This window comes from Devosia sp. ZB163, assembly GCF_028613635.1.
Lineage (GTDB): Bacteria > Pseudomonadota > Alphaproteobacteria > Rhizobiales > Devosiaceae > Devosia_A.
On the sequence record NZ_JAQRMY010000004.1, the window covers coordinates 409,184 to 433,970 of the forward strand.

A 24,787-nucleotide genomic window follows, 5' to 3' on the forward strand; every position below is an offset into this window, starting at 1 on the left:
GCTATTGCCCGAATTCGTGCATTGAACAGCGCACGAATTAGGGTGGCCGGGAGAGTCACCGATGGTAGGACACCACAAGGAAAATCAATGACCCTCAAAAAGCTCGTCGTTGCTGGTTTCGCGGTCGCCGCGCTGATGATGCCCTCGTTCGGGGCGTACGCGCAGGACGCTGCTCAGCCGGCAGCTCCCGCTGAAGGGGCGGCCCCGGCGGCGGGTGACCAGGCAGCTGCTCCGGCAGCGCCGACCAACGCCGATCCGACCAAGAACTGGCTCAAGGTCTGTGACCCGATCGACGGGGGCAAGAAGGCCTGTATCATGCGCCAGGTCGTCGTAACGAACGGCCAGTTCCTGGGTTCGTTCCTGCTGCGCGACGATCCGGGCCAGGAAAGCCGTCTGCTCGCCGTTGCCGCGGTGCCGCTCGGGGTACTCCTGCCCTTCGGCCTCACCTGGCAGATCGACGGCGGCAAGCCGATCCGCGTTCCGTTCATGCTGTGCGATCCCCAGAGCTGCGCGACGCAGCTCGTGATCAACGAGGCCTATGTCAACAGCCTCAAGAAGGGCGGCACGCTCAAGCTGACGGCGAAGAACCGGCAGAACAAGGATCTCGTCATCAGCATCAGCCTCGCGGGCTTCACGTCCGTCTATGACGGCGAGGCCGCGATGACGTTCGACGAGTTCAACAAGCAGGCCGCGACGCCGAGCGCTCTCGAGAAGCAGCTGCAGGATCGCGCCGAAGAACTGCGTCAGCAGATGGGCACCGAGGGTGCTGCACCTGCCGAAGCTGCTCCGCAGTAAGCGGGCTACAATCGGAATGAAGAAAGGGCGCCAACCGGCGCCCTTTTTGTTTTCAGCGTTCGCCCATGCCGAGGCCGAAGGCCTGCTTGCGCAGGGGCGGCAGCAGGCGCAGGGCCCAGAGGCCACCCGCACGGAGCGCCTGGGCAGGCAGGTAGTCGCTGAGGAGGGACCGGAACAGCGTATCCACCATGCCACCGGTGCGCTCGAGGTCGTCGGCGCGGCGGCGCGAATAGTCCTCGCTGACGGCGATGGCCCAGCTGGGCTGGCTGCGATCGGCGGCCGCGAGCGCTGCGGCGAGGTCGGCCACGTCGCGCAGGCCGAGGTTGAGGCCCTGTGCTCCGATCGGGGGGAAGGCATGGGCAGCCTCGCCGGCGAGGACGATGCCGTTCATGCCGGCGCGCTGGACCGTGAGGGTCGAGAGCAGGAACATGTGGGCCGGCGTCAGCAGCTGGATGTCGCCGAACAGGCGCTGAGACTTGGCGAGGAAGGTGGTCCGCAGTCCTTCGGGACCGGCTGCCTGGGCCGCCTTCAGCACTTCGCGATCATCGATCCACACGAGGTTCGCCCGGGATCCACCGGCTGGCACGAGGGTGAACGGCCCCTGTTCGTAGTGGAACTCGACCGATGCTCCACCGAGCGGGCGGGCCAGTTCGAGGTCGCAAACGAGTGCGGCCTGGGTGAAGCCGTGCTCGCGGGCGCGGAAGTCGGTGGCGACGCGGACGAGCGACTTCTTGCCGTCGGACCCGACCACGAGGGGGGCTTCGACAAGCTCGCCGTCCGCGAGCGTCAGTTGCCAGCTGTCCGTGGTGCGTTCGATGCCGCTGAGGGCGACCTCACGCGTTTCGAGATTGGCGAGGCGGCTGCGGGCAGTTTCGAAGGCTTCCAGCAGCTTGATGTTGGGGAAGTTCCAGCCGAATGCGGGGAGGCCCGCATCGCTGCTGTCGAACAGCGTCTCGGGAGCGCGGATGAGCCGGTCGGTGGCATCGATGATGCGGATCTGCGTCAGCGGATGGCCGATGTCGGCGGGCCGGTCGATCAGCCCGGCCGAGCGGAGATAGTCGACGCTCGGGCCCATCAGCGCCGAGGTGCGGCGATCCGGCGGGCCCTTGGGCGCGAGGTGCAGGGTGTTCAGGCCCGCCTTGGCCACCGCGACGGCGGCGGCGACGCCGGCCAGCCCGCCGCCGACGACAATGGCATCGTAGCGTGCACTCATCGGGCCAGCGCCAATCGCTTGTCGCGGCCGCTGGGGATGATCAGTGCGCCGGCGTAGGAGCCCACGAACAGCGCGACAAGGAACACCAGCAGGTCGGGCGGCCAGAAGGCGATCAGCGAGATCGCGGGGCCGGGGCAGATGCCGGACATGCCCCAGCCGATGCCGAACAGGACTGCGCCACCGACCAGCGGGGCGTCGATGTGGTGGAACTCAGGTTCGTTGAACCGGGTATCGAACAGCGGAGCCTGCCGGCGGCGGCCGATGCGTACCGCAATGAACATCACGACGATGGCGGGGACGATGACGAAGGCGAGGCTCGGGTCCCATCCGCCGGTCGGAATGGCCCCGAAATCGAGGAAGCGCAGGACCTTCAGCGGATCGACCATCTGCGAGACGTAGAGGCCGGCGCCGAAGAGCAGGCCGCTGAGCGCGGCCGTGGCGAGGTAGGGAAGGCGGATTTGCGCGGCCATTTCAGACGATCCCGGTGATGGCGACGGTAAGGATGGCGACGGAGAAGAACACTCCGACCGCAACGAAGGAACGCTTCGACAGGCGCGCGATGCCGCAGACACCATGGCCGGAGGTGCAGCCGTTGCCGATCTTGGTGCCGAAGCCGATCAGGAGGCCCGATACAGCGATCCAGAGCGGGGCGGGAATCTTCCAGCCCGGCGGCGGCGCGGCCAGCTGTGCCGGCTGTCCACCGGGGCCGCCAACGCCGAGGCCGGGAAGCAGCCAGGATGCGGCGAACGTGCCAAGCACGAGCGCGACGAGGAACACGAGGCGCCAGATTACCGTACGGGCCGGCGGCAACAGCTGGCCGAAGATTCCGGAGATGCCGGCGATACGGCCGTTGCCGAGCCAGAGGAGGGCGGATGCGAGGCCGATGAGCACCCCGCCAGCCAGTGCGGGGATGGGAGCGAAGGAATCCATGTGACGGGAGCTTTCAGACACGAACGGCGTTCAGGATAGCAACGGATGGTGCGAGGGGCCAGCCGGCCGGAGAGTGGATCGTCCCAAGCCATATGTGCAGAACGAGAAAATACATCGCTGTGAGCGGGCAAAGACGTGCCCTTTCAACTGTGTGCGTCCCATCATAAGTATGGCGCCACGCAAGACCTCCGGAGCCGTCGATGCTTGAACTTCTCTACGACCCCAACGTGTGGGCCGCTTTCCTGACTCTCACGGCGATGGAGATCGTGCTCGGCATCGACAACATCGTCTTCATTTCGGTGCTCGTGTCGCGGCTCCCCAAGGAGCAGGCTGACAAGGCCCGCAAGCTGGGCCTGGCGCTGGCGCTGATCTTCCGCATCGCCCTGCTGCTGGTCATCTCGTGGATCATCGGGCTCACGCAGCCGGCCTTCGATGTCGCCGGGTTCGCGCCGACGTGGAAAGACCTGATCCTGATCCTGGGCGGTGGCTTCCTGATCTACAAGGCGACGCACGAGATGCACGCCGAGATGGAGGCGCCGCATGAGGAGGAGGATAACCTCAAGCGCACGGCCACGATGGCGTTCGCCGCGATCATCAGCCAGATCATCCTGATCGACCTCGTCTTCTCCGTCGATTCGATCGTCACCGCAGTCGGCATGGCCGACCATGTGGAAGTGATGGTCGCGGCGGTGATCGTCGCTGTCGCCGTGATGTTCGTCGCCTCCGGCCCGGTTGCAGATTTCGTCGCCAAGCATCCGACCACCAAGATGCTGGCGCTGGCCTTCCTGCTGCTGATCGGCACGTCGCTGGTCGCCGATGGCCTCGGCTTCCACATCCCCAAGGGCTACATCTACTCGGCCATGGCGTTCTCGGTTCTCGTCGAGGCCGTCAACGTCATTGCCAAGGAGCGCAGGCAGCGCCGGAGGCCAGTAGCCGCCGCGACGGCTCCGGCGGTTCCGGCAGTTGCCGACGGCGAGGCGCCGGCGAAGGCCAGGCCGAAGTCGACGCCCGCCTCGCGGGCCCGCTCGAAGCCCAAGTCCGCACCAAGGAAGTGAACCATGACCCGCGCTTTTGTCGTTCATGAGTATGGTGGGCCGGAGAAGCTGAAGCTCGAGGATATCGAGGTCGGTGCCCCCGGTCCGGGGCAGATCCGGCTGCGGCATCGGGCGATCGGCATCAACTTCGTCGACACCTACCAGCGCTCGGGGCTCTACAAGGTCGCGCTGCCGTTCGTGCCGGGCAATGAAGGCGCGGGCGACGTGGTTGCCGTGGGCCCCGGCGTCACCGACTTCGCCGTGGGCGACCGGGTCGGGTACACGGGGGCGGTCGGCGCCTATGCCGAGGAACGCCTGCTTGCCGCCGACAAGGCCGTGAGGCTCCCCGACAACATCACCTACGAGGTGGCGGCCGCGTCCCTGCTCAAGGGTACGACGGCCTTCTACCTGCTGCACTGGACGTATGCGCTCAAGGCGGGTGAGACGATTCTCGTGCATGCCGCGGCGGGCGGAACCGGGCAGATTCTGACGCAATGGGCCAAGGCGCTTGGCGCCACGGTGATCGGGACGGCCGGATCGGAGGAGAAGTGCGAGATCGTGCGCAAGAACGGCGCGGACCTTGCCATCAACTACCGGACGGAGAATTTCGTCGAGCATGTCAGGCAGTTCACCGGCGGCAAGGGCGTCGACGTGGTCTATGACGGGGTCGGCGCGGCAACGTTCGAGCCGTCGCTCGATTGCCTGCGTCCGCGCGGCCTGATGGTGAGCTTCGGCAACGCCTCGGGGCCGGTATCGGTGCCGCGCCTCGGCATTCTCGCCGACAAGGGATCGCTCTACGTCACGCGACCGACCAGCGGGGCCTATTTCCGCACGGCGGAGGACATTCGCACCGCCGCCGATGCGCTGTTCAACCTCATCGAGTTGGGCAAGATCAGCGTTGCGATCGACCACACCTGGCCGCTCGAGAAGGCGGCCGAGGCACAGCGGGCACTTGAGGATCGCAAGACGACCGGATCGACGCTGCTCTTGCCGTAGCGGCCCGAGACCGCTAAACGCGAAGCCGTCGGGTAGGTGGCAGAGCGGTTGATTGCTCCGGTCTTGAAAACCGGCGAACGTGCAAGCGTTCCGGGGGTTCGAATCCCTCCCTACCCGCCATTATCCTTGACAGTTCCCGCCGACGGGCGTGCCGTAGGCTGGTTCGCGGTACGCGGGCCATGCCGCCCATTCGAGCAGGAAAGGGGACTGTCATGCCCAACCATATCTACAAGAGAATCGACCTCGTGGGCTCATCGACCGAGTCCGTGACTGATGCGATCGAGGGCGCCATCGCGCGCGCCCACCGGACGACGAGGAACCTCGAGTGGTTCGAGGTCGAGCAGATCCGGGGCTCGATCGAGAGCGGCAAGGTCGCGCAGTACCAGGTCGTGATGAAGGTCGGCTTCCGGATAGACGAGCCGGGCTGATTGCTCAGAAGGGATCGACTGCGTCTGATCTTCTTATCGTCAGACTGTCCGGGCTGCCGTCTATTCGCTGCATGGCGGCAAATGTGATGCGCTGATTGTACAGTATAGAACACGCGCCATCTTGAGAAAGATTTTCCGGGGCGGCGCATGTTACTGATTCTGCATGATGTACGTGCGCTTGATAGGCATGTTCGCCGTGCTGCTGGTGGTGAATGCGCTGCTGCTCGTCGGAGCCACAGCCGTTGCACAGCCAGAGGACGCGGAGATTGGCCTGATCGACTGGCTGATGAAGCCTTGAAGCGGAACTGGCCTGCCTAGGCGGCCGTTGCCGAGGGCCTGACCCATTGGGTCTGCACGACACCCCGATCAATGACTTCCATGTCGCGAGCCTCGAGACCGGCGCCCGGCAGGACGAGCCGGGGGTGGCCCTTGCTGAAGCAGGGGATGCCGTCGGGCAGGGTCAGTGAGCGGACCTCGGAGAGAATGAAGCGATCGTAGTGGGGCACGAACAGGTCGAACGTGCCCGTTCCGCCGGTGACGGCGACCGTCCCCTCGAGGATGCCCAATCGAGCCAGCAGATCGGCGATGGCGATGCCCCCGGGGTTCCAGAGGGTGGCCAGCGGATCGCCCGGGTCGGATGCCAGGTCGGCGACGGATCTGGTGAGGACCAGTCGCCGGCGGCCCGGGTTGGGGTGGCGAGCGTGGCCCAGGCGGCCCAGCACCACGATGGCGGCGCGATCCAGCGCTGCCTGGAAGAGACGCCAATCGGCATCGCTGTGCAGGGCGGCGGGCATGCTGCCATCGGCGGCGGCGATCATGCCGTCGACGGAGACGATGGCGTGGCCTTCGACGGTGACTTTGGTTCCGGGGATCGGCATGGGGTCGGCTGTATCGACTGTCGCGACAGGCCGCAAGCGGCGTGCTAGTCAGGCGGCATGTATCGGGAGCCCTTGATTTGACACCGGTTATCCTGCCGATCGGCGATCAGGGGCTGCTGGTCCGTTTCGGAGAGACGCTGACGGACGAGGCCAATCTTGCGGCTGTGGCGCTCGCCTCGCGGGTGGAACGTGCCGGGATAGGCGGTGTCGTCGAGGTGGTGCCGAACCTGATCTCCGTGCTGCTTCGCTATGACCCACGTGCCATCGGCTTCGAACGGCTGGCCGGCGAGGTACGGCTGCTGATGGCGCCTGCCGGCGAGCAAGTGGAGGACGGCGTCGAGCGGTCGATAGAGGTGGTGTTCGATGGCGAGGACCTGGACGAGCTGGCTGAGGTCACGGGACTGACCCGCGATGCGTTCATCGCTGCCCATAACGCGCGACCGCTGCGCGTGCTTGCGACCGGCTTTGCGCCGGGCTTCATCTATTGCGGCATGCATCCGGACGCGCTTGCGGTGCCGCGGCGGCAGGTGGTGAGGCGGCAGGTGCCCGCGGGGACGGTGCTGTTCGCGGCCGGACAGACTGCGGTGACATCGACGCCGATTCCGACGGGCTGGCACATCATCGGGCGGACCGGTTTTCGTAATTTCGATCCCGGAGCGAATACGCCGACGACGGTGGTGGCGGGGGATCGGATCCAGTTCGAGGCAGTGGCGCTGTGACCATCAGGATTGTCCGCGCGGGCCCGCTCACCACGATACAGGATGCCGGCCGACCGGGTCAGCTTCGCCACGGGATCAGCGCCTCGGGCCCGATGGACAGGACATCGTTCCGGCGTGCAGGCGGCTGGCTGGGCGCGGCTAGCAGTGCCGGTATCGAGTTCACGCAGGCCGGGTTGAGCTTTCTGGTCGAGGACGAGGGCGTTTCCTGCGCCTTCGATGGTGGGGATTTCACGCTGAAGGTCGATGGCGTGTCGCAGTTGTGGCCGACGCGAGTAGTGCTGGGGCCAGGCAGCGTGGTCGACATCCTGCCGGGCGGGGCGGGCAACTATGGCTACATCCGGTTCGACCGGGAGATCGATGTTCCGGTGGTGATGGGTAGCCGCGCCACGAGCTCGATCGCCGGATTGGGCGGCTTCGACGGGAGGGCCCTGGGCAAAGGAGACGTCCTGCGGTTCGGCGCTGCGCTAGCGCCAGGGCGGGCGCCGCATCCGCATGCTGCCGAGGTGGCAGCTGGGCCGATCCGGGTCACCTGGGGGATCCATGCCGACGGGTTCGATCCTGCCATTCGGCAGCGCTTCGTCGAGGAGAGTTTTGTCATTTCCAATCAGATCGACCGGATGGGTGTGCGGCTCACTGATAGGGCTAATGTCTTTGCCGGGGCGGGCATTCTCTCGCTGGTGTCCGATGCCGTCGTGCCGGGCGATGTCCAGATTCTCGGTGATGGTACGCCGATCGTGCTGATGCGGGATCACCAGCCAACCGGCGGGTACCCTCGGATCGCGACCGTGGTCACGGCCGACCTCGACAGGTTGGCGCAGTTGCGGCCGGGCAGCGAGGTGCGCTTCGAGCCGATAACCGTGGCCCATGCACAGGAACTGATGCGGTGAAGACGCTCGATCTCAATGCCGACCTCGGCGAGGGCATGCCGGGCGACGAGGCGCTGCTGGACATCGTGTCGTCGGCCTCGATCGCGTGCGGCGGTCATGCCGGAGATGAAACGACGATGCGGGTCGCGCTGCGCGCGGCTCACCGGCGCGGCGTCGCCGTCGGAGCGCATCCGGGGTTCGTTGATCGCGAGCATTTCGGGCGGCGGCGGCTGGTGCTGCCGCCGGAGGAGCTCGATGAGCAGGTGCGCGGGCAGGTACGCGATCTGGTCGAGATTGCCGGGGACGAGGGCGTGCCGGTGCGCTACCTGAAGTTGCACGGCGCGCTGGCGAATATGGCCGCCGAGGAACCCGCCGTCGCGGCGCTGTGTTTTGCCTCAGTGACGGGACTGGTCCCCGGGCTGTCGGTGCTGGCGATCGATGGGAGCGCGCAGGTCGAGGTGGCCGAGGCGATGGGCTATCCAGTGGTGCGCGAGGCCTATGCCGATCGGGCCTACCAGCCGAATGGCCTGCTGGTGCCGCGATCGGAGCCGGGCGCGGTGCTGCACGATGCCGGCATGATTGCCGAGCGGGCGGTGCGGCTGGCGCAGGCGGGGGAACTGGTGGCGATCGACGGAACCGTGATCGCGACCAGCGCCACGTCGCTATGCATCCACGGCGATACCGAGGAAGCGGTGGCCATCGCGCGAGCGGTGCGGCAGGCGCTCGAGGCGGACGGGATCGTTATCCGCGCGCCCTACTGAGGTTGCGCCGGAAGGCGACTTGTTCCATATCGGCGGCTCCAGCCCGAGGAGTTCCAATGACCGCCAAGATCATCGACGGAAAGGCCTATGCAGAGGGGTTGCGCGCCCGGATAGCCGGTCATGTCGAACGCCTGAAGCGTGAGCATGATGTGACGCCGGGGCTCGCCGTGGTGATCGTGGGGCATGATCCGGGCAGCCAGATCTATGTGAGCCAGAAAGCCAAGCAGACTGTCGAAGTCGGCATGCACTCGGAGAAGTACGAGCTTCCCGAGGATGCGTCGGAGGCCGAGGTGCTGGCGCTGGTGAAGAACCTCAACGACGATCCGGCCATTCACGGCATCCTGGTGCAGTTGCCGCTGCCCAAGCAGATCGACCCGAACAAGGTGATCGCGACGATTTCGCCGGACAAGGACGTCGACTGCTTCACTCCGGCCAGCGTCGGCAAGCTGCAGATCGGCCTGCCGGGTCCGGTGTCGTGCACGCCGCTCGGCTGCCTGATGCTGCTGCGCGATACGCTGGGCTCGCTCGAGGGCCTGAACGCGGTGATCATCGGGCGCTCCAACCTCGTAGGAAAGCCCATGGCGCAGCTGCTGCTGCGTGAAAACTGCACTGTGACGGTGGCGCACTCGAAGACCAAGGACCTGGCGTCCGTGGTGCGCGGGGCCGACATCGTCGTTGCAGCCGTGGGCCGGCCGCAGATGATCAAGGGCGACTGGATCAAGCCGGGTGCTACGGTCATCGACGTGGGCATCAACCGCATTCCCGCGCCTGAGCGTGGTGAGGGCAAGACCCGGCTGCTCGGTGACGTGGACTATGCCGCTGCCGCCGAGGTTGCGGGGGCGATCACGCCGGTGCCGGGCGGGGTGGGGCCGATGACCATCGTATGCCTTCTCGCCAACACGGTGACGACGGCATCGCTGATCAACGGCATCGAGCCGCCGAAGGACCTGACGCCCTAGCCGTACGTGCGAGCACCCTCTCACGCGGCAGACGCCGCGTGACTGGATGGCCGGGGCATGCCCGGCCATGAGGCCAAGCTGAGGCAGCCAATCCGGGAGCTACTCTGCCCGTTCGGCGTAGCTCCTGGACATGGTGTAGGCGTCGGCGAGCCGCTTTGGAGCACGGAAGCGCCAGGCGTCCTCGAGGCGCAGGGAGAGTTCTTCGTCGCCGATGATCTCGAGGCGGACGAGGAGGCCCGGCCAGCCCTTGAAGTGGTCGGTCTGCCAGTAGATGTCCGGCGCCATTTCCATGAGCAGTTCCTTCTGCTCGAGGGGGCAGTGGAGCACCATCTCCTGCGGCCCGCGGACGGAGGCGAAGTTCTTGCCCTTCACCTTGATCGACGGCGCACCGTAGCTGGTCGACAGCGCGACGTCGGGCAGGCTGAGCTCCGCGCACAGCCGCAGCATTCGCTCGATCTCGGATTCTCTCGCCATCGCCATCTCCCTCGGAGCGAAGCAAAAAACAGCGGCCGAGCCGTGCCACGAGTCTGGCGCATCCCGAGGCGATTGGCTACACCCTAGGCCAACCCGAAGCGCCAGCCTCCCGGGGTCTCCATGACCGACGAATCCGACATCGCCGAACTCGGGGAAGCCCGGCCGGATCCGAACGCGTTTCGGGACCCGGATTTCAATCTCAACGCCGACTGGCTCGGACGGTTGCGGGCGCACCTCGCCGAGCGGGACGTCGAGGACGTCGCCGAGATGATGGAGCCGCTGCACGCCGCCGACGCGGGCGACGTGCTCGAGGCGCTGGACCAGGATGAGCGCGTCGCCCTCGTCCAGATGCTCGGCGACCGGTTCGACTACCTGGCACTGACGGAGGTCGACGACAGCGTCCGCAACGACCTGATCGAGGAGCTTCCGACCGAGGATGTGGCCCGCGGCGTGGCCACGCTCGACAGCGACGATGCCGTCTACATCCTCGAGGATATGGACGCGGGCGAGCGCGAGGAAATCCTCGCCCAGCTGCCGGCCTTCGAGCGGCTGAGCCTGAAGCGAAGCCTCGATTTCCCCGAGGACTCCGCCGGCCGGCGCATGCAGACGGAGTTCATCGCCATACCGCCGTTCTGGACGGTCGGGCAGACGATCGACTACCTGCGCGCCGACCGGGACCTGCCCGACGAGTTCTTCCAGCTCTACGTGGTCGATCCGGGCTACCGGCTGCTGGGGACGATCCCCCTCGACAAGTTCCTGCGGGCGCAGCGCAAGGTGCGGATCGAGGACCTGATGAACAGCGACGTCCTCACCGTCGACGCCACCGAGGACCAGGAGGAGGCAGCGCGCGACTTCGAGCGCTACGACCTCGTCGAGGTCGGTGTGGTCGACGAGAACAAGCGGCTCGTTGGTGTGCTGACGGTCGACGACATCGTCGACGTGATCCACGAAGAGGCGACGGAAGACATCAAGCTCATGGGTGGGGTGGGCGACGAAGAGCTGTCGGACAACGTGCTCGCGACGGTGCGCAGCCGTGCGCCGTGGCTTGTGGTGAACCTGTTCACGGCGATCCTGGCCTCGTTCGTCATCAGCCTGTTCAACGCCACGATCGAGCAGATGGTCGCGCTGGCGGCGCTGATGCCCGTCGTCGCCTCGATGGGCGGCAATGCCGGCACGCAAACCATGACCGTGACGGTGCGTGCGCTCGCCACGCGCGACCTCGACCGGATGCGGGTACGCAGGCTCATCACGCGCGAGGTGCTCGGCGGGTTCATCAACGGCTGCATCTTTGCGGTGCTGATCGGCGTGGTCACCGCCCTTCGCTACCTCAATATCAGCCTGGGGATGGTTATCGGGCTCGCCATGGTGGTGAACATGATCGTCGCCGGAACGGGCGGCGTGCTGATCCCGCTGATGCTGAACCGGCTGAAGGTCGATCCCGCCGTTGCCTCGTCGGTGTTCGTTACAACGATCACCGATGTGATCGGATTTTTCGTCTTCCTGGGGCTCGCGGGGCTGTGGTTCGGCCTGTTCTGACGGGCGTTAGCGATAAATCTCGACTCATCCACTGTGGCATTCGCGCCACTTCCCAACGCACCTTTGCCGAGTTAACGAATCATTACTGCTGCAATTCCGTCACCTGTGTGGTTGCGGCAGTCCCGTGAACGGCAGGAAGGAACTTTGATGAGAGGCCAGTCAAAGACCGAATGGTGGCGTTCCGCACTTCCGACGGTGTCCTGGACACTCGTCTGTTTGCTGGCAATGTCACTCGTGTTCACTATCGTTGCCGGCGCCTAGGACGGAGCGCAACTGGACCTGAAGGTCCTGCGATAGTAGAGAGTTTGGAAGGGCGCCGGGCCACTCGGCGCCCTTCCGCATTGAGGCTCCCCATGAAGCTGATCTTCGCCAATCGCAATTATTCGAGCTGGTCGCTACGCGCCTGGCTCGTGCTCAAGCACTTCGGTATCCCGTTCGACGAGGAGATGGCGCTGCTCAGCGGCGAGGGCTGGCAGGAGAATCTCCGCCGGAAGTCGCCGAGCGGCAAGGTGCCGGTACTGATCGACGGGGACGTCGTGGTGCCGGAAACGATCGCCATCATCGAGTATTTGCACGACAAGTACCCGGCCAAGGGCATCTGGCCCTCCAACCGCGTCGAGCGGGCGCTGGCCCGGGCGGCCGCGGCAGAGATGCATGGCGGGTTCACGGCGCTGCGCAACAACGCGCCGATGAACCTCAGGGGCTCGCATCCGGGCAAGGTGGATGTCGACGAGGTCGCGGACGACCTCAAGCGCATCGAGCGGCTGTGGGGCGAGCTGCTGTCGCGCTCCGGCGGGCCGTACCTGTTCGGATCGTTCAACGCCGCCGATGCCATGTTTGCACCGGTGGCGACGCGCATCCGGACCTACGAGCTACCGGTCACTGACCTCGCCCAGGAATATGTCGAGGCGATCTATGCCGTGCCGGCGTTCCAGGAGTGGTTCGCCGAGGCGGTGAAGGAGCCGTGGATCGTGGAACAGGATGAGATCGACATCATCCGCGCCAAGCGGGACGCAGCCGGCAACGCATGATGCATATGATCAAGCTCTGCGTCGGGGTATCGACGCTGGAGGAACTCGAGGGCTACCGCAGCGAGCGGGCCCACTGGTGGGGTGCGGATTATGGCGAGGACGTACACGTCCATCGCACGCGCACGATGCCCAAGCGCCGCGACGAGATCGAAGGGCAGGGATCGATCTACTGGGTGATCGCCGGCGTGGTCCGCTGCCGCCAGCCGATCCTCAGGCTCGCCGAGGCGGTGGACGAGCAGGGGCTCAAGTGTTGCGACATCATCATGGCGCCCGACATGGTCCGCACCATCCCGCGGCCGAAGTCGCCGTTCCAGGGCTGGCGGTACCTCGACCCGAAGGATGCGCCTGCCGACATGACCCATGCCGGATTTGATGAAGGCGGCTCGCCGGAGCTGGCTGAGGAACTCGCGAGACTGGGGCTGATCTGATGAGGGTCGAGACAATCAAGGGAACGACCGTCGGCTTCTACGACGGGGCGATCACGTCGGAGTCCGACGCGCTCGATGCGATCGGCGCCACGTACGGGCTCGACATCGACCTGGTCGTGCTCGAGGTGGAGCGGATGGCTGACGATTTCTTCTGGCTGAGCAGCGGGCTTGCGGGGGCGGCGCTGCAGAAGTTCCAGAACTACGGGCTTCGCGTTGCCATAGTTGGCGATATCTCGCGATTCACCCATGAGAGTCCGTCACTTAGGGATTTCGTGTACGAGACCAACAAGCGCGGGCAGATGCTGTTCCTGCCGGACAGCGCGGCGCTTGAAGCGCGGCTTTGACGCCGCGTCCAGTGGTTAACGATAGATTGAGGTCAACAATCCCCTCTTGAAACCGTCCCGGCGATCCCGCCATTCTTTCGGGGCAGGGCTGGTTAGCTCGTGTCCCGAGGGGGCGTCGGACTCGGGGTACGAAGAGGATGGACCATGGGTAGGACGGGGACGCATGTCATTGTCGTCGGCAATGAAAAGGGCGGCTCGGGTAAATCGACGACGGCGTTTCACCTCGCCGTCTTCCTTATGTACCAGGGCTTTCGCGTCGCCTCGATCGACGTGGACAGCCGTCAGCAGACCCTGACGCAGTATGTGCGTAACCGCCGCAACTGGGCGCAGGCGCACGACCTCACGCTGCCACACGCGACCCACTACCACCTGCCGCTCTCCAAGTCGGACTCGGTGAAGGAAAACCAGCGGGTCGAGTTCGACCTCTTCCGGCAGGCGATCATCGAGGTGGAGGGGGGCGCCGACTTCCTTATCGTCGATACGCCGGGCTTCGATACGCACCTCACCCGGCTCGCCCACTCGCTGGCGGATACCCTGATCACGCCGCTCAACGACTCCATCATCGACCTGGACGTGATGGCCCATGTGGACCCGGTGACGGGCGATCCGCGGGAGATGAGCCACTATGCCCGGCTGGTGCAGCGGGCACGGACGGAACGGCTGTCGATCGACGGGCGCACCATCGACTGGGTGATCGTGCGCAACCGCATCTCGATGCTGCCGTCGCGATCGACCAAGGTGGTGCAGGGGGCGATAGAGAAGATCGCCGTGCGGCTTGGATGCCGGGTCGCCGAGGGGATCGCGGAGCGGGTCGTGTTCCGGTCGCTGTTCCCGACCGGCATGACGGTGTTCGACCCGCTCGACGAGGAGATGCTGGGCGGCCTGCCGTCGATGTCTCACCTGAGCGCCAGGCAGGAGTATCGTGCGCTGGTGGACGCGTTGCGGCTGCCGGTCAGCGAACACGCCAAGGCCCGCATCGCAGGCGAGAAAGCGCTGGCGGCGAGTGCTTCGGGGCCGACCAAGTTCGAGCACATGGCCGGCGAGTAGCTCAGGCGCGCCGCGGCAGCGTTACCCGGACGGCTCGGGCCCCATCGGGACCGAAGACGTCGAGATCGACCTCGACATGCGGCATCAACATGCGGCGGGTACGGGCGCTCAGCGCCATGACCACTCCCAGCATATCGGTTACGCCCCGGCGTCGCAGGGCTGGATTGATCCGGGCGACCATGGCGTTGACCGCCTGGCGGCGGACGGCCACATCTTCGGACACAAAGCTCGACTGACCAACAAATCGGGCCAGTTCAGTCAGACTAGACACTTCGCTCATTTGGGCTACTCCAACACGGGCCACAAATTCGCTTCCCTGGGCGGCTGCTCTACGTGCTCAGGATTGCATCGCTAGGCAGCTCATCTTAGCGTTTTTCATCGCGTTGCAGATATCAGATGCTGTTTCGCGGTCATCAAATCCTCGAAATCGAGCGCGGAAGAACGTCTGCCCGTTCTTTTCGAAGCGCTCGACATAGGGACTGAACCCGCCGAGGCCGCCGACTTTGGACGAGGCATCGGTGATGAGAGTGTTCGCGCCGGACTCGGTAGGAGCGGCTCCGATCTGGACGATCCAGCCACCAGCAGGCTCCTGCACGGGCGTCAGCCCCGGCGTCGGAGATGCCGAAGCGACGGCCAGCGGCTCCGGTGCCGGCTGCGCCTCGACGGGCGTCGCGGCGACAGCGGTGCTGCCCGAGGTCATCAGATCGATGGGTTCGCCCTGGTCGCCGATGCCGACCGGCGGCAGCAGCGGAGCGGACGGCGCCGTCTGTCCGAGCGGAGCAGGGGCAGCACCAAGCGAGAAGGTGTCGCTCAGCCAGGCGCCGATGACGTCGAGCGGACGGTCGTTCTGCGGCATGACGCTGGCAGTGGTCGGCGCCGCGGCAAGCGACTGTGCAGCCTGCACGGCCTCGTCGAAGCCAAGGTCGGCCGGACGCGTGCTCGGCATCGGGGCGGCGGAGTTGACTGCCGCAACCGTGATGTCTTCGGGCTGCTGGGCTGCTTCGACCGGCTGCAGGCGTGCGGTGACGCTTGCACTGGCGAGGCGGAAGGACGGGTAGGGGGCCGGCATCACCGGAACGGGATCGGTGGACGCGACCATGACGGTCGAGCCCTTGCGGCCCGGCTGCGGGATCATGGCGACATCGAGATAGCCGCCGGAGCGCCCCTTGGGCAGGTAGGTCTTGACGAGTTCGCGGACCTTGGCGTCGCGCGAACCGGACTTGTCGAAGCCGAAGCCGGCCACGACGATGTGGCGACCGCCCGAGCGGGCAGCCGTCAGCAGGTTGAAGCCCGAGGCATTGGTGTAGCCGGTCTTGATGCCGTCGACGCCGTTGGAGCCGAGGAGACGGTTGTGGTTCCCGTACGTGCGCTTGCCGTAGGAGAACGACTTGGTCTGGAAGTACTCGTAGTACTTGGGGAAGTGCTGGTAGACGGCGACGCCGAGGATGGCCTGGTCGCGAACCGTCGTCACCTGGCCCGGATTGGGCAGACCAGAGGCGTTCTTGTAAGTGGTGCTGGCCATGCCGAGCGCCTTGGCCGTCGAGGTCATGCGCTGGGCAAACGCGCTCTCGGAGCCTGAGATGTTCTCGGCGATGACGCGTGCGATGTCGTTGGCCGAGATCGTGACCATCGCCTTGATGGCGTTCTCGACAGTGATGGTTGAGCCGGCCTTAACGCCGAGTTTGGTCGGCACGGCGGAAGCGGCGTACTTGGAGACCTTGAACTTGGTCTTCAACGAAATGTTACCCGCCTCGAGCTCCTGAAACAGGACGTAGAGGGTCATCACCTTGGTGACGGATGCGGGGTAACGCGCAGCATCGGCGGAACTCTCGTAGAGCACCTTGCCGGATTTCGCGTCGAGGACAATGCCTGCGTACTTGCGGGGAACAGAGGCTGCGTCAGCCGTCGAAACTGCCGGTAACAGCAGGGCGAAGGCCACAAGCAGGGCGGTTGCGAGACGGAGAATGTGGCCTCGCATCAGGGAATAATGCTTCGGTGAAAGCACCCGGTACTCCAACTACACTCGGGCGCCGAGGCACCCGTACTCAAGACACAACTAGCGGTAGCGGGCCTCTCCCAATACCGGGCCCGACATGCGTCATACTAAATGGGACATTATGGCGCCGATGTTACCTTTTCGTAAAATGCGGAGCGTTGGCGGGCACTTGGTTAACGGGGCCGGGGGCGGGGTACCTGCTCCAAAGTTTAGGTATCAGGCCACTTAACAAGCGGGTCACTATCCCTACATAATGGCCCTTACCATGCTGCTTCGAACCGATCTCACCCAGACCCGAGCCATGCGTGCCGCCATCGAACTGGAGACCGCGCCGAGAGGTGCATCCAGCGTTTCCCCCCGGGGAGCGGGCGATGAGGGCGACAACCGGCAAGGGTCCGGTGGAAGCAAGCAAGATACGGCGACCATCGCGAAGCCGAAGACCAGGAGCAAGCGGCCCAGCCTCTATCGGGTGTTGCTGCTCAACGACGACTACACCCCCATGGAGTTCGTCGTCCTGGTACTGCAGGACGTGTTCAACAAGACCCGCGAAGAGGCCATGCGCATCATGCTTCACGTCCACAATCAGGGCGTCGGCGAATGTGGCGTGTACCCCTTCGAGGTGGCCGAGACGAAGGTCACCAGGGTCATGGACGCGGCTCGCAAGAACCAGCACCCGCTTCAGTGCGTGATGGAAAAGCAATAGGAACGGACATATGCCCTCTTTCTCCCGCGGACTTGAGAAGGCCCTCCATCAGGCGATGAACCTGGCGCGTGAGCGTGCCCATGAGTTCGCCACCCTCGAGCACCTGTTGCTGGCCCTCACCGACGACCGCGACACCATCGCGGTGCTGACCGGCTGCGACGTCGATATCGAGGCGCTGAAGTCGGATCTCGAGGACTTCATCAACGAGGAGCTCGACAGCCTCGTCGTGCCCAACGGGCAGGACGCGCGGCCGACCGCTGCCTTCCAGCGCGTGATCCAGCGCGCCGTCATCCATGTGCAGTCCTCCGGCAAGGAGGAGGTTACTGGTGCCAACGTGCTCGTCGCGATCTTCGCCGAGCGCGAGAGCCATGCCGCCTACTTCCTCGAGCAGCAGGACATGACGCGGCTCGACGCGGTCAACTTCATCTCCCACGGCATCACCAAGTCGGGTCCGAGCGAGGAGCGCCGCGTTCGTGGCGCCGAGAGCCCGACCGGGCACGGCCAGGGCGAGGAGGGCGAGCGCGCCGGCAACGGGCAGAACTCGGCCCTCGCCGACTTCTGCGTCAACCTCAACGAGAAGGCCCGGGCGGGCAAGATCGATCCGCTGATCGGCCGCGACTCCGAGCTGCGCCGCACCATCCAGATCCTTTGCCGGCGTTCGAAGAACAACCCGCTCTATGTCGGGGACGCGGGCGTGGGCAAGACCGCGATCGCCGAGGGCCTGGCCCGCAAGATCGTCGAGGGCGATGTCCCCGAGGTGCTGCGCGAGTCGGTGATCTACGCGCTCGACATGGGCTCGCTGCTTGCCGGCACCCGCTATCGCGGCGACTTCGAAGAGCGGCTCAAGGCCGTGATGAAGGAGCTCGAGAAGCACCCGGACGCGATCCTGTTCATCGACGAGATCCACACCGTGATCGGCGCCGGCGCCACTTCGGGCGGCGCGCTCGATGCTTCGAACCTGCTGAAGCCGGCCCTGGCTTCGGGCAACATCCGCTGCATCGGCTCGACGACCTACAAGGAATACCGCCAGTTCTTCGAGAAGGACCGGGCACTCGTGCGCCGCTTCCAGAAGATCGACGTGGCCGAGCCGACCATTCCGGACGCCATCGAGATCGTGAAGGGCCTGCGCCCGTACTTCGAGGACTACCACAAGCTCAAGTACACCGATGATGCCCTCAAGGCCGCGGTGGAACTGAGCGCGCGGTACATCAACGACCGCAAGCTCCCGGACAAGGCGATCGACGTGATCGACGAGACGGGCGCCAGCCAGATGCTGCTCACGCCTGACCAGCGCAAGACCACCATCGACGTGAGCGACATCGAGAACACCATCGCGACCATGGCGCGGATTCCGCCCAAGTCGGTGTCGAAGTCGGATTCCGAGCTGCTCGCCAACCTTGAGAACAATCTCAAGACCGTGGTGTTCGGCCAGGATGCGGCGATCACGGCCCTCAGTTCGGCGATCAAGCTGGCGCGTGCGGGCCTCCGCGAACCGGAAAAGCCGATCGGCTCGTACCTGTTCACCGGCCCGACCGGCGTCGGCAAGACCGAGGTGGCAAAGCAACTGGCGGATACGCTGGGTGTGGAGCTCCTGCGCTTCGACATGTCGGAGTACATGGAGCGGCACACGGTCAGCCGCCTGATCGGCGCGCCTCCCGGCTATGTCGGGTTCGACCAGGGTGGCCTGCTCACCGATGGCGTGGACCAGCATCCGCACTGCGTGGTGCTGCTCGACGAGATCGAGAAGGCTCATCCGGACCTGTTCAACATCCTGTTGCAGGTGATGGACCACGGCAAGCTGACGGACCACAACGGCAAGTCGGTCGACTTCCGCAACGTGATCCTGATCATGACGTCCAACGTCGGCGCGATGGAACTGCAGAAGTCGCCAATCGGCTTCGGCCGGAAGCGCGAGCAGGGTGACGACGAGGAAGCGGTCAACCGGATGTTCACGCCGGAGTTCCGCAACCGGCTCGACGCGATCATCTCCTTCGGTCCGCTGCCGCCGGCAGTTGTCCGTCGCGTGGTCGAGAAGTTCGTCCTGCAGCTCGAAGGCCAGCTGGCCGAACGCGGCGTGACGATCGAGCTGACCCCGGAAGCCGCCGAGTGGCTGGCGATCCGCGGCTACGACGAGCGCATGGGCGCGCGTCCGCTGGGCCGCGTGATCCAGGAACACGTCAAGAAGCCGCTGGCCGACCAGGTGCTGTTCGGCGAGCTGCAGAATGGCGGTTCGGTGACGGTGGCCGTTGTGGGCGTCGGTCCCGACGCGAAGCTCGAGCTGATCTCGGTGCCGCCGCGGCCGGCGCGCCCCAAGGCCATCACCGGCCCCAAGGGTGGGGCCAAGAAGGCCAAGGCCGCCGACAAGCCGGCGGAAGAGAAAAGCTGAGATCCCATGCAGGGACTTATGCAAGGCCGGGAGCGATCCCGGCCTTTTTCTTGGGGGGAATGAAATGAGACTAGAGGGCAAGACGATTGCCATCACCGGCGCGGCGCGCGGGCTGGGCGCAGCGCTGGCGATTGTCGCAGCGGACCGCGGCATGATCCCGCTGCTGCTGGGACGCAATACGGCCGGCATCGGCGCGGTGGCCGATGCGATCGAGCAGCGAACGGGGAAGCGCCCCGACGCCTTCGTCTGCGACCTGGCCGACCCGCTGTCGGTGACCGGCGCGGCGAGCAAGATCGCCACGGTGCATCCCGAGCTCGATATCCTCGTCAACTCCGGCTCGCAGTGGGTAGGCGGCGCCTACACGGCAATGACCGACGCGCAGATCGCCGCCGTCGTCGACTCCACGGTGACCGGCACCATGGCACTGACGCGCCGGATGCTGCCGCTGCTGCTGAAACGGCCGGAGGCGGATATCCATACCGTGGTGTCGATGAGCGGGCTGCCCTATGCGCGGATGCGCGGCTCGTCCGTACCGTTCGTGGCCGCCAAGCACGCCCAGAACGGCTTCGTGCAGGCGCTGACCGAGGAAATGGCGGGCACGAGCGTGCGCGTCACCTCGGTCTATCCCGGGCATATCGAGGACACCTCGCCCCTCGAGGAGAGTTGGGACCACCCGCGCGGCATCGAGGATGCGCTGAGCGACAAGGACGTGGTGGACTCGATCCTGTTCGTCCTCGGCCAGCCGCGGAACGTGGCGATCCGCTCGCTGGTGATCGAACGGGCCCGGACTGAGTTCTTGAGCTAGCGGAGCGCGAGGCCGACAAAGAAGGCGGCGTAGATCGTGGCAGGCAGGGCGAGGGCCCAGAGGTGCCAGGCGCCATAGGCGACGCCGCCGACAAGGGCGCCGAGCAGCAGCGCCAGCCAGACCAGCAGGTGCTGGAGCCAGCGCAGCGGCGGCGCTTCGCCGCGCACTGTGCGGGCGAGATCCTGGCCGACGGCGAACAGTGTGCCGGTGACGAAGGTCGCGCCGAGGCGGACGGCACCGCGTGGCGACATGATGGCGTTCTGCGCACCGGCTGCGGTTGCCAGCGCCAGCATGGCCTGCGCGGCGGAGAACCCGAGCCCGCTGAGCGCCAGCGTGATGCCGAGGCCGGCGAGCACCAGCGCCAGCACACCCATCGAACGGCGCCGGTCGGTGCTGCCGCCGACGAGGCTGCCGAGGAAGCTGCCCACCACGAACATGACGATGAGTCCGGCAGGCAGCGCGAGGGCCGGCCCCAGATGCGCCAGCCCGGCGCCGAGCTGCGTGGTGTTGCCGCTCATGAACGAGGTGTAGAAGCCGCCCAGCTCGATGAAGCCGACGACGTCGATCATCCCGGCGGCGGCGGTGAGCAGCAAGCCGAGGCTGAGCTGCGGGACGGGCGTCACGTCAGGCGAGCGCGGCAGCGATGGCCTTGGCCTGCTCGGCGAGCTCGGCGTCGTCGGCCTTGCCCTGACCGTGCCGGCCGAGTTCCACGCCCTCGTAGATGGGGATGACGTGGAAGTGGAGGTGGAACACCGACTGGCCGGCGGGCGCCTCGTTGAACTGGACCACACGGATGCCGTCGGGCTGGAGCGCCTTCTGGGCGGCCTTGGCGACGCGCTGAACATGCGGGATGGCCTTGACCAGCACCGCCGGATCGGCATCCAAGAGGTTACGCGACGGCGCCTTGGGGATGATGAGCGTGTGCCCCTTGGACTGGGGGAAGATGTCCATCATCACGAAGACGTCGGCGTCCTCGTAGACCTTGTGTGCGGGGATCTCGCCGCGGATGATCTTGCCGAAGATATTGCCCGGGTCATACGCGGTCACGAAGCTTCTCCCATCTCCTGGTCGTCGGAATAGTAGTTGCCGGGGTAGGTCTCGATCGTCTCCTCGACGATATCGGCCGCGAGCCCGGTGCCGTCCTCGAGCACGAGCCGATCGCGCAGCTCGGTGGCGGCGATCTCGAAGGAGGGATCGGTCGAGAGTTCCTCGAGCGCCGAGGCGAGGATGCCCGGGGTCAGCTTGCGCAGCTTGACCGGCGCGGGTCCGCAGCCCAGTTCGTAGACGCGACGGCCCCAGTAGGGCTGATCGAAGAAGTGGGGGACGACGAAGGTCGGCCGCCCGGCAAAGAGGCCGGCATAGGTCGTTCCGGCGCCGCCGTGGTGGACGAGGGCCTTCATCAGCGGGAAGAGCTTGGTGTGGGGGGCCTTATCGATCACGTAGACGGTGTCGGGCAGGTCCTCGGCCTTGATGCCGCCCCAGCCCTTGCCGACGACGGCGCGGCCGCCCCATTCGCGCAGGGCGCGGGTGACGATCTCGGTATTGCGCTGGGCGCCCCAGGGCATCGAGCCGAAGCCGAGATAGATGGGGGCGTCGCCGCTATCGAGGAAGCGCCTGAAGTTCGCGTCGGGTTCCCAACCGGTGCTGTCGTCGAGCCGCCAGAAGCCGGTGACCGTGGTGGTCTCCGGCCAGTCGCCGGGCGGCGGGGAGATGGTACGGGAATAGGCGTGCAGGGCCGGGATCGGCTCGCCGCGGGAGTTCTTCGAAAAGCCGGAGCGCTTGCGGCTCCTGAGGCCGAGGAGCTTGGCGCGCATGCGGTCGCGCGGGAAGTCGTAGTAGCTCTGGTGGGCGGCCTGGACCACGTAGCTCAACCGGTTGAACAGCGGATCGAGGCTGATGCGGTTGAACAGCGGTTCCGGGGCAGGGCCCTCGTAGCCGAAATAGGGGAACTCACCGGTCGGATTGATCGGCTGGAAGGCCGTCATGATGGCCGGGATGTCGAGGGCTTCGGCGACATCGACCGCGAAGTTCGTGGTCTGGTGGAAGATAATGCAGTCGACATCCTGGGCGGTGGCCCAGAGGCGCCGGCAGGCTTCCTTCATGATCTTCTGGCCATCGCGCAACAGCTTGGGCGCGTAGAGCAGCGAGTTCTTCGACATCACGAGGTCGAACTGACTCTGGCGCATGAAGGCCTGGATGTCGCTGCCGAGGGTCGCGAACTCAACGCCCTGACCGCGAACGAAGGTCTCGAAGTCGCTGGTGGCGCAGAGCACCACGGAGTGGCCGCGCTTCATCAACGTGAGAGCCAGCGCAACGAAGGGTTGTACGTCACCCATCGTTCCAATCGCTGCGATCGCGATGCGCTTGCTCATGCCGTCTCCGTCCGCCGCCTCGGCAGGCCCACTCCTTGTCGGGGGAGTATGGCCTCGCTGAGGCGGGAAAATACCGCGTCGAGGTTGGTTGCGTAAAGTCAGCTGCCTTGGAACCACACCCACGGGCGCGGTGCAACAGGCATGCTACTGGCGCTCCCCATGTCTGAAGGGAGTATAGCGCTCCAACTGCTCCTGTTCGCGGGCCACGGAGGTCCGCTCCTGGGCGACGAAGCGGGCAATGGCGTCGCGCAGGCCGGGGTGGCCGATCCAGTGGACTGAGCGTGTGAGGGTCGGCTCGTAGCCGCGCGCCAGCTTGTGCTCACCCTGCGCGCCGGCTTCGGCGACAGCGAGCTTGTGCGCGATGGCGTAGTCGATGGCCTGATAGTAGCAGAGCTCGAAATGGAGGAAGGGCACGTTGCGGGTGGCGCCCCAGTAGCGGCCGTAGAGGCGGTCGTGGCCGATGAGGCTGAACGTGCCGGCGATCGGCTCGTCGCCGTCATAGGCGAACATCAGCAGGACACGATTGGCCATGGCGGCCGAGAGCAGGGAGAAGAAGCGCCGGTTGAGATAGGGGCGTCCCCACTTGCGGCTGCCGGTATCCTGGTAGAATTCGAAAAACTGGTCCCAGACCGCCTCCGTCAGGTCCGAGCCGGTCAGCCACTTCACGGTCAGGCCTTCGGCGGTCAATGCATCGCGGCGTTCTCGTCGGGTAACCTTGCGGTGACGAGATGACAGGGTTTCGAGGAATTCTTCGAAGGTCGCAAAGCCATTGTTGTGCCAATGATATTGCGTGTCGTGGCGAACGAGCCAGCCGGACGACCGCGCGAGCTCGGCATCGGCCTCGGTAACGAAGGTCGCGTGGATCGAGGACACGTTGTTGCGCGTCGCCAGCATCTCGGCGGTGCGGAGGAGGGCGGTGCGGCTGGGCTCGTCGCGGGCGAGGAAGCGCGGCCCGGTAACGGGGGTGAAGGGCACCGAGCACTGGAGCTTAGGATAGTAGTCGCCGCCGGCGCGCTGGAAGGCGTCGGCCCAGCCGTGATCGAACACGTATTCGCCCTGGGAATGCGACTTCAGGTAGAGCGGCATGACGCCGAGGATATCGTCGGACGCGTTGCTGAGGACGAGGTGCTGCGGTTGCCAGCCCGTGCGGTTGGAAGCCGAGCCGGACTGCTCGAGCGCCAGCAGGAAGGCGTGGTCGAGGAAAGGGTTATCGACGACGCCGTCGTGGCTTGGCGCCAACCCGTTCCACACCTCCGCGGGGATCTCCGCGATGGAGCCGACAATGCTGGCGCTGAGCGGGCTGTCAGGCACTTGGTGGTTCGAACCCCTCGAAAACGATCTGGTCGGCCCTGCCGATGACGGCCATTGCCGCCGCCGGCGTCTTGATCGTCCAGGCGGTGACCGGAACGCCGAGAGAGCGAAACAGGCGCACGGCCGGCAGATCGAGCGAAACCTCGCGGCACGAGATGAAATCGAACCGGCTCATCGGATAGTGGAGCAGGTGGCGCAGCACGAATTTGGTGCTGTCGGATAGGTGATTGTCCCAGTCGGGCTCGTCGTAGCCATAGGTGACGATGCCAAGAGGCATCGTGGCCCCGCGCTTCCTGACTTCGATCAGGAGTTTGGGATCGAAGGATTCGATGGTCACCGGGCCGCGATAGCCCTTGAGCGCATCCATGACGGTCTGGGCGAGAACTTCGGTGGCTGCCTGGTTCGGCTGCTGCTTGAGCTCGATCTGGAGCAGGGCGCGGCCGCCGATCTGGGCAAGGAACTCGGTGAAGCGCTGCGGGGTGTCGCCTGCGGCGCTGTCGAGCAGCTTGTAGCTCGCGAGCTCGGCCATGGTGCGCGCGTTGACCGGGCCTTCGACCCCGGTCAGCCGGTCGAGATCATCGTCATGGAAGATCATCGGGATGCCGTCGCGGCTGAGCTGCACATCGCATTCGATGGCGTAGCCCTTTTCGATCGCGGCGGCGAAGGCGCTGGCGGTATTCTCGATGATCCCGCGCCCGCGGTCATGCAGGCCACGATGGGCGATGGGACGATCGAAAACGGGTTTGGCGCACATGGGATCAAGCCGTCATATGGG

General features: G+C 65.8%; 29 protein-coding genes and 1 tRNA gene. 18 read left to right on the forward strand and 12 right to left on the reverse strand.

What is annotated here, in order from left to right; all coding sequences use genetic code 11:
• The first annotated feature begins 87 nt into the window (after nt 1-87).
• Entirely contained in the window at nt 88-795 is a 708-nt protein-coding gene (locus PRN20_RS20225; protein WP_273959443.1) for an invasion associated locus B family protein, read from the forward strand.
• A gap of 52 nt (nt 796-847) precedes the next feature.
• On the opposite strand, the gene PRN20_RS20230 is transcribed toward PRN20_RS20225, so the two are convergent.
• The 3 genes from PRN20_RS20230 to PRN20_RS20240 are packed head-to-tail and all read right to left on the reverse strand — an operon-like array spanning nt 848 to nt 2,938.
• Nucleotides 848-2,008, reverse strand: a complete 1,161-nt coding sequence (locus tag PRN20_RS20230; RefSeq protein WP_273959444.1) for an FAD-dependent monooxygenase — start codon at nt 2,006-2,008, stop codon at nt 848-850.
• Entirely contained in the window at nt 2,005-2,478 is a 474-nt protein-coding gene (locus PRN20_RS20235) for a DUF6691 family protein (RefSeq protein WP_273959445.1), read from the reverse strand. Before PRN20_RS20235 ends, PRN20_RS20230 begins: the two co-directional genes overlap by 4 nt.
• A 1-nt stretch (nt 2,479) precedes the next feature.
• Entirely contained in the window at nt 2,480-2,938 is a 459-nt protein-coding gene (locus tag PRN20_RS20240; protein WP_273959446.1) for a YeeE/YedE family protein, read from the reverse strand.
• A gap of 200 nt (nt 2,939-3,138) precedes the next feature.
• Here PRN20_RS20240 and PRN20_RS20245 point away from each other — a divergent pair, with 200 nt between their 5' ends.
• From PRN20_RS20245 to PRN20_RS20265, 5 genes are all read left to right on the forward strand, one after another.
• Nucleotides 3,139-3,993, forward strand: a complete 855-nt coding sequence (locus PRN20_RS20245) for a TerC family protein (protein ID WP_337956271.1) — start codon at nt 3,139-3,141, stop codon at nt 3,991-3,993.
• Nucleotides 3,994-3,996: 3 nt separating this feature from the next.
• Complete coding sequence (locus PRN20_RS20250) at nt 3,997-4,968, forward strand: quinone oxidoreductase family protein (RefSeq protein ID WP_273959447.1); 972 nt, start codon at nt 3,997-3,999, stop codon at nt 4,966-4,968.
• A 30-nt stretch (nt 4,969-4,998) separates the two neighbouring features.
• Nucleotides 4,999-5,088 (forward strand) — tRNA-Ser (locus tag PRN20_RS20255).
• A gap of 92 nt (nt 5,089-5,180) precedes the next feature.
• Nucleotides 5,181-5,396: a dodecin gene (locus tag PRN20_RS20260; protein WP_273959448.1), complete on the forward strand. Its 216-nt coding sequence runs from the start codon at nt 5,181-5,183 to the stop codon at nt 5,394-5,396.
• Between the two features lie 163 nt (nt 5,397-5,559).
• The gene (locus PRN20_RS20265) at nt 5,560-5,694 is read left to right on the forward strand and encodes a hypothetical protein (protein WP_273959449.1); all 135 of its coding nucleotides are present in this window, start codon (nt 5,560-5,562) and stop codon (nt 5,692-5,694) included.
• Between the two features lie 16 nt (nt 5,695-5,710).
• On the opposite strand, the gene PRN20_RS20270 is transcribed toward PRN20_RS20265, so the two are convergent.
• Complete coding sequence (locus PRN20_RS20270; protein WP_273959450.1) at nt 5,711-6,274, reverse strand: dihydrofolate reductase family protein; 564 nt, start codon at nt 6,272-6,274, stop codon at nt 5,711-5,713.
• Between the two features lie 77 nt (nt 6,275-6,351).
• Between PRN20_RS20270 and PRN20_RS20275 the strand changes: the two genes are divergently transcribed.
• The 4 genes from PRN20_RS20275 to PRN20_RS20290 are packed head-to-tail and all read left to right on the forward strand — an operon-like array spanning nt 6,352 to nt 9,579.
• Nucleotides 6,352-6,993, forward strand: coding sequence for a 5-oxoprolinase subunit B family protein (locus tag PRN20_RS20275; RefSeq protein WP_273959451.1), 642 nt, complete (start codon nt 6,352-6,354; stop codon nt 6,991-6,993).
• The gene (locus tag PRN20_RS20280; RefSeq protein ID WP_273959452.1) at nt 6,990-7,880 is read left to right on the forward strand and encodes a biotin-dependent carboxyltransferase family protein; all 891 of its coding nucleotides are present in this window, start codon (nt 6,990-6,992) and stop codon (nt 7,878-7,880) included. The genes PRN20_RS20275 and PRN20_RS20280 overlap by 4 nt, the downstream gene beginning before the upstream one ends.
• The gene (locus PRN20_RS20285) at nt 7,877-8,620 is read left to right on the forward strand and encodes a LamB/YcsF family protein (RefSeq protein WP_273959453.1); all 744 of its coding nucleotides are present in this window, start codon (nt 7,877-7,879) and stop codon (nt 8,618-8,620) included. Before PRN20_RS20280 ends, PRN20_RS20285 begins: the two co-directional genes overlap by 4 nt.
• A gap of 56 nt (nt 8,621-8,676) precedes the next feature.
• Nucleotides 8,677-9,579 carry a bifunctional methylenetetrahydrofolate dehydrogenase/methenyltetrahydrofolate cyclohydrolase gene (locus PRN20_RS20290; protein ID WP_273959454.1) on the forward strand — a complete coding sequence of 301 codons (903 nt, stop codon included), beginning with the start codon at nt 8,677-8,679 and terminating at the stop codon, nt 9,577-9,579.
• 99 nt (nt 9,580-9,678) lie between these two features.
• Here the strand turns inward: PRN20_RS20290 and PRN20_RS20295 are convergent, their stop codons facing one another.
• Nucleotides 9,679-10,059 (reverse strand): MmcQ/YjbR family DNA-binding protein, encoded by a 381-nt coding sequence (locus PRN20_RS20295; RefSeq protein ID WP_273959455.1) that lies wholly within the window; start codon nt 10,057-10,059, stop codon nt 9,679-9,681.
• A 114-nt stretch (nt 10,060-10,173) separates the two neighbouring features.
• Between PRN20_RS20295 and mgtE the strand changes: the two genes are divergently transcribed.
• The 5 genes from mgtE (at nt 10,174) to PRN20_RS20320 (ending at nt 14,439) form a co-directional block, all read left to right on the forward strand.
• A complete protein-coding gene (mgtE, locus tag PRN20_RS20300; protein ID WP_273959456.1) occupies nt 10,174-11,589 on the forward strand; it encodes a magnesium transporter in 1,416 nt (471 codons plus the stop codon).
• 353 nt (nt 11,590-11,942) lie between these two features.
• Nucleotides 11,943-12,620 carry a glutathione S-transferase family protein gene (locus tag PRN20_RS20305; RefSeq protein ID WP_273959457.1) on the forward strand — a complete coding sequence of 226 codons (678 nt, stop codon included), beginning with the start codon at nt 11,943-11,945 and terminating at the stop codon, nt 12,618-12,620.
• On the forward strand, nt 12,617-13,048 hold the full coding sequence (locus PRN20_RS20310) for a DUF1489 family protein (protein ID WP_273959458.1): 432 nt from the start codon (nt 12,617-12,619) through the stop codon (nt 13,046-13,048). The genes PRN20_RS20305 and PRN20_RS20310 overlap by 4 nt, the downstream gene beginning before the upstream one ends.
• Entirely contained in the window at nt 13,048-13,392 is a 345-nt protein-coding gene (locus PRN20_RS20315) for a DUF4180 domain-containing protein (protein ID WP_273959459.1), read from the forward strand. The genes PRN20_RS20310 and PRN20_RS20315 overlap by 1 nt, the downstream gene beginning before the upstream one ends.
• 144 nt (nt 13,393-13,536) lie before the next feature.
• Nucleotides 13,537-14,439, forward strand: coding sequence for a division plane positioning ATPase MipZ (locus tag PRN20_RS20320; protein ID WP_273959460.1), 903 nt, complete (start codon nt 13,537-13,539; stop codon nt 14,437-14,439).
• A 1-nt stretch (nt 14,440) separates the two neighbouring features.
• Here the strand turns inward: PRN20_RS20320 and PRN20_RS20325 are convergent, their stop codons facing one another.
• Nucleotides 14,441-14,719, reverse strand: coding sequence for a hypothetical protein (locus PRN20_RS20325; protein WP_273959461.1), 279 nt, complete (start codon nt 14,717-14,719; stop codon nt 14,441-14,443).
• Nucleotides 14,720-14,776: 57 nt separating this feature from the next.
• The gene (locus PRN20_RS20330) at nt 14,777-16,444 is read right to left on the reverse strand and encodes a serine hydrolase (RefSeq protein ID WP_273959462.1); all 1,668 of its coding nucleotides are present in this window, start codon (nt 16,442-16,444) and stop codon (nt 14,777-14,779) included.
• 292 nt (nt 16,445-16,736) lie between these two features.
• Here PRN20_RS20330 and clpS point away from each other — a divergent pair, with 292 nt between their 5' ends.
• The 3 genes from clpS (at nt 16,737) to PRN20_RS20345 (ending at nt 20,329) form a co-directional block, all read left to right on the forward strand.
• On the forward strand, nt 16,737-17,138 hold the full coding sequence (gene clpS, locus PRN20_RS20335) for an ATP-dependent Clp protease adapter ClpS (protein WP_273959463.1): 402 nt from the start codon (nt 16,737-16,739) through the stop codon (nt 17,136-17,138).
• Between the two features lie 10 nt (nt 17,139-17,148).
• Nucleotides 17,149-19,524, forward strand: a complete 2,376-nt coding sequence (gene clpA / locus PRN20_RS20340) for an ATP-dependent Clp protease ATP-binding subunit ClpA (protein WP_337956272.1) — start codon at nt 17,149-17,151, stop codon at nt 19,522-19,524.
• A gap of 64 nt (nt 19,525-19,588) precedes the next feature.
• Entirely contained in the window at nt 19,589-20,329 is a 741-nt protein-coding gene (locus PRN20_RS20345) for an SDR family oxidoreductase (RefSeq protein WP_273959464.1), read from the forward strand.
• On the opposite strand, the gene PRN20_RS20350 is transcribed toward PRN20_RS20345, so the two are convergent.
• From PRN20_RS20350 to PRN20_RS20370, 5 genes are all read right to left on the reverse strand, one after another.
• The gene (locus PRN20_RS20350) at nt 20,326-20,952 is read right to left on the reverse strand and encodes a YoaK family protein (RefSeq protein ID WP_273959465.1); all 627 of its coding nucleotides are present in this window, start codon (nt 20,950-20,952) and stop codon (nt 20,326-20,328) included. The two genes, PRN20_RS20345 and PRN20_RS20350, sit on opposite strands and share 4 nt — an antisense overlap.
• A gap of 1 nt (nt 20,953) precedes the next feature.
• A complete protein-coding gene (locus PRN20_RS20355; RefSeq protein ID WP_273959466.1) occupies nt 20,954-21,376 on the reverse strand; it encodes an HIT family protein in 423 nt (140 codons plus the stop codon).
• Nucleotides 21,373-22,701: a glycosyltransferase gene (locus PRN20_RS20360; protein WP_273959467.1), complete on the reverse strand. Its 1,329-nt coding sequence runs from the start codon at nt 22,699-22,701 to the stop codon at nt 21,373-21,375. The genes PRN20_RS20355 and PRN20_RS20360 overlap by 4 nt, the downstream gene beginning before the upstream one ends.
• Before the next feature lie 144 nt (nt 22,702-22,845).
• A complete protein-coding gene (locus tag PRN20_RS20365; protein ID WP_273959468.1) occupies nt 22,846-24,012 on the reverse strand; it encodes a GNAT family N-acetyltransferase in 1,167 nt (388 codons plus the stop codon).
• A complete protein-coding gene (locus tag PRN20_RS20370; RefSeq protein WP_273959469.1) occupies nt 24,005-24,766 on the reverse strand; it encodes a glycerophosphodiester phosphodiesterase family protein in 762 nt (253 codons plus the stop codon). Before PRN20_RS20370 ends, PRN20_RS20365 begins: the two co-directional genes overlap by 8 nt.
• Nucleotides 24,767-24,787: the final 21 nt, after the last annotated feature.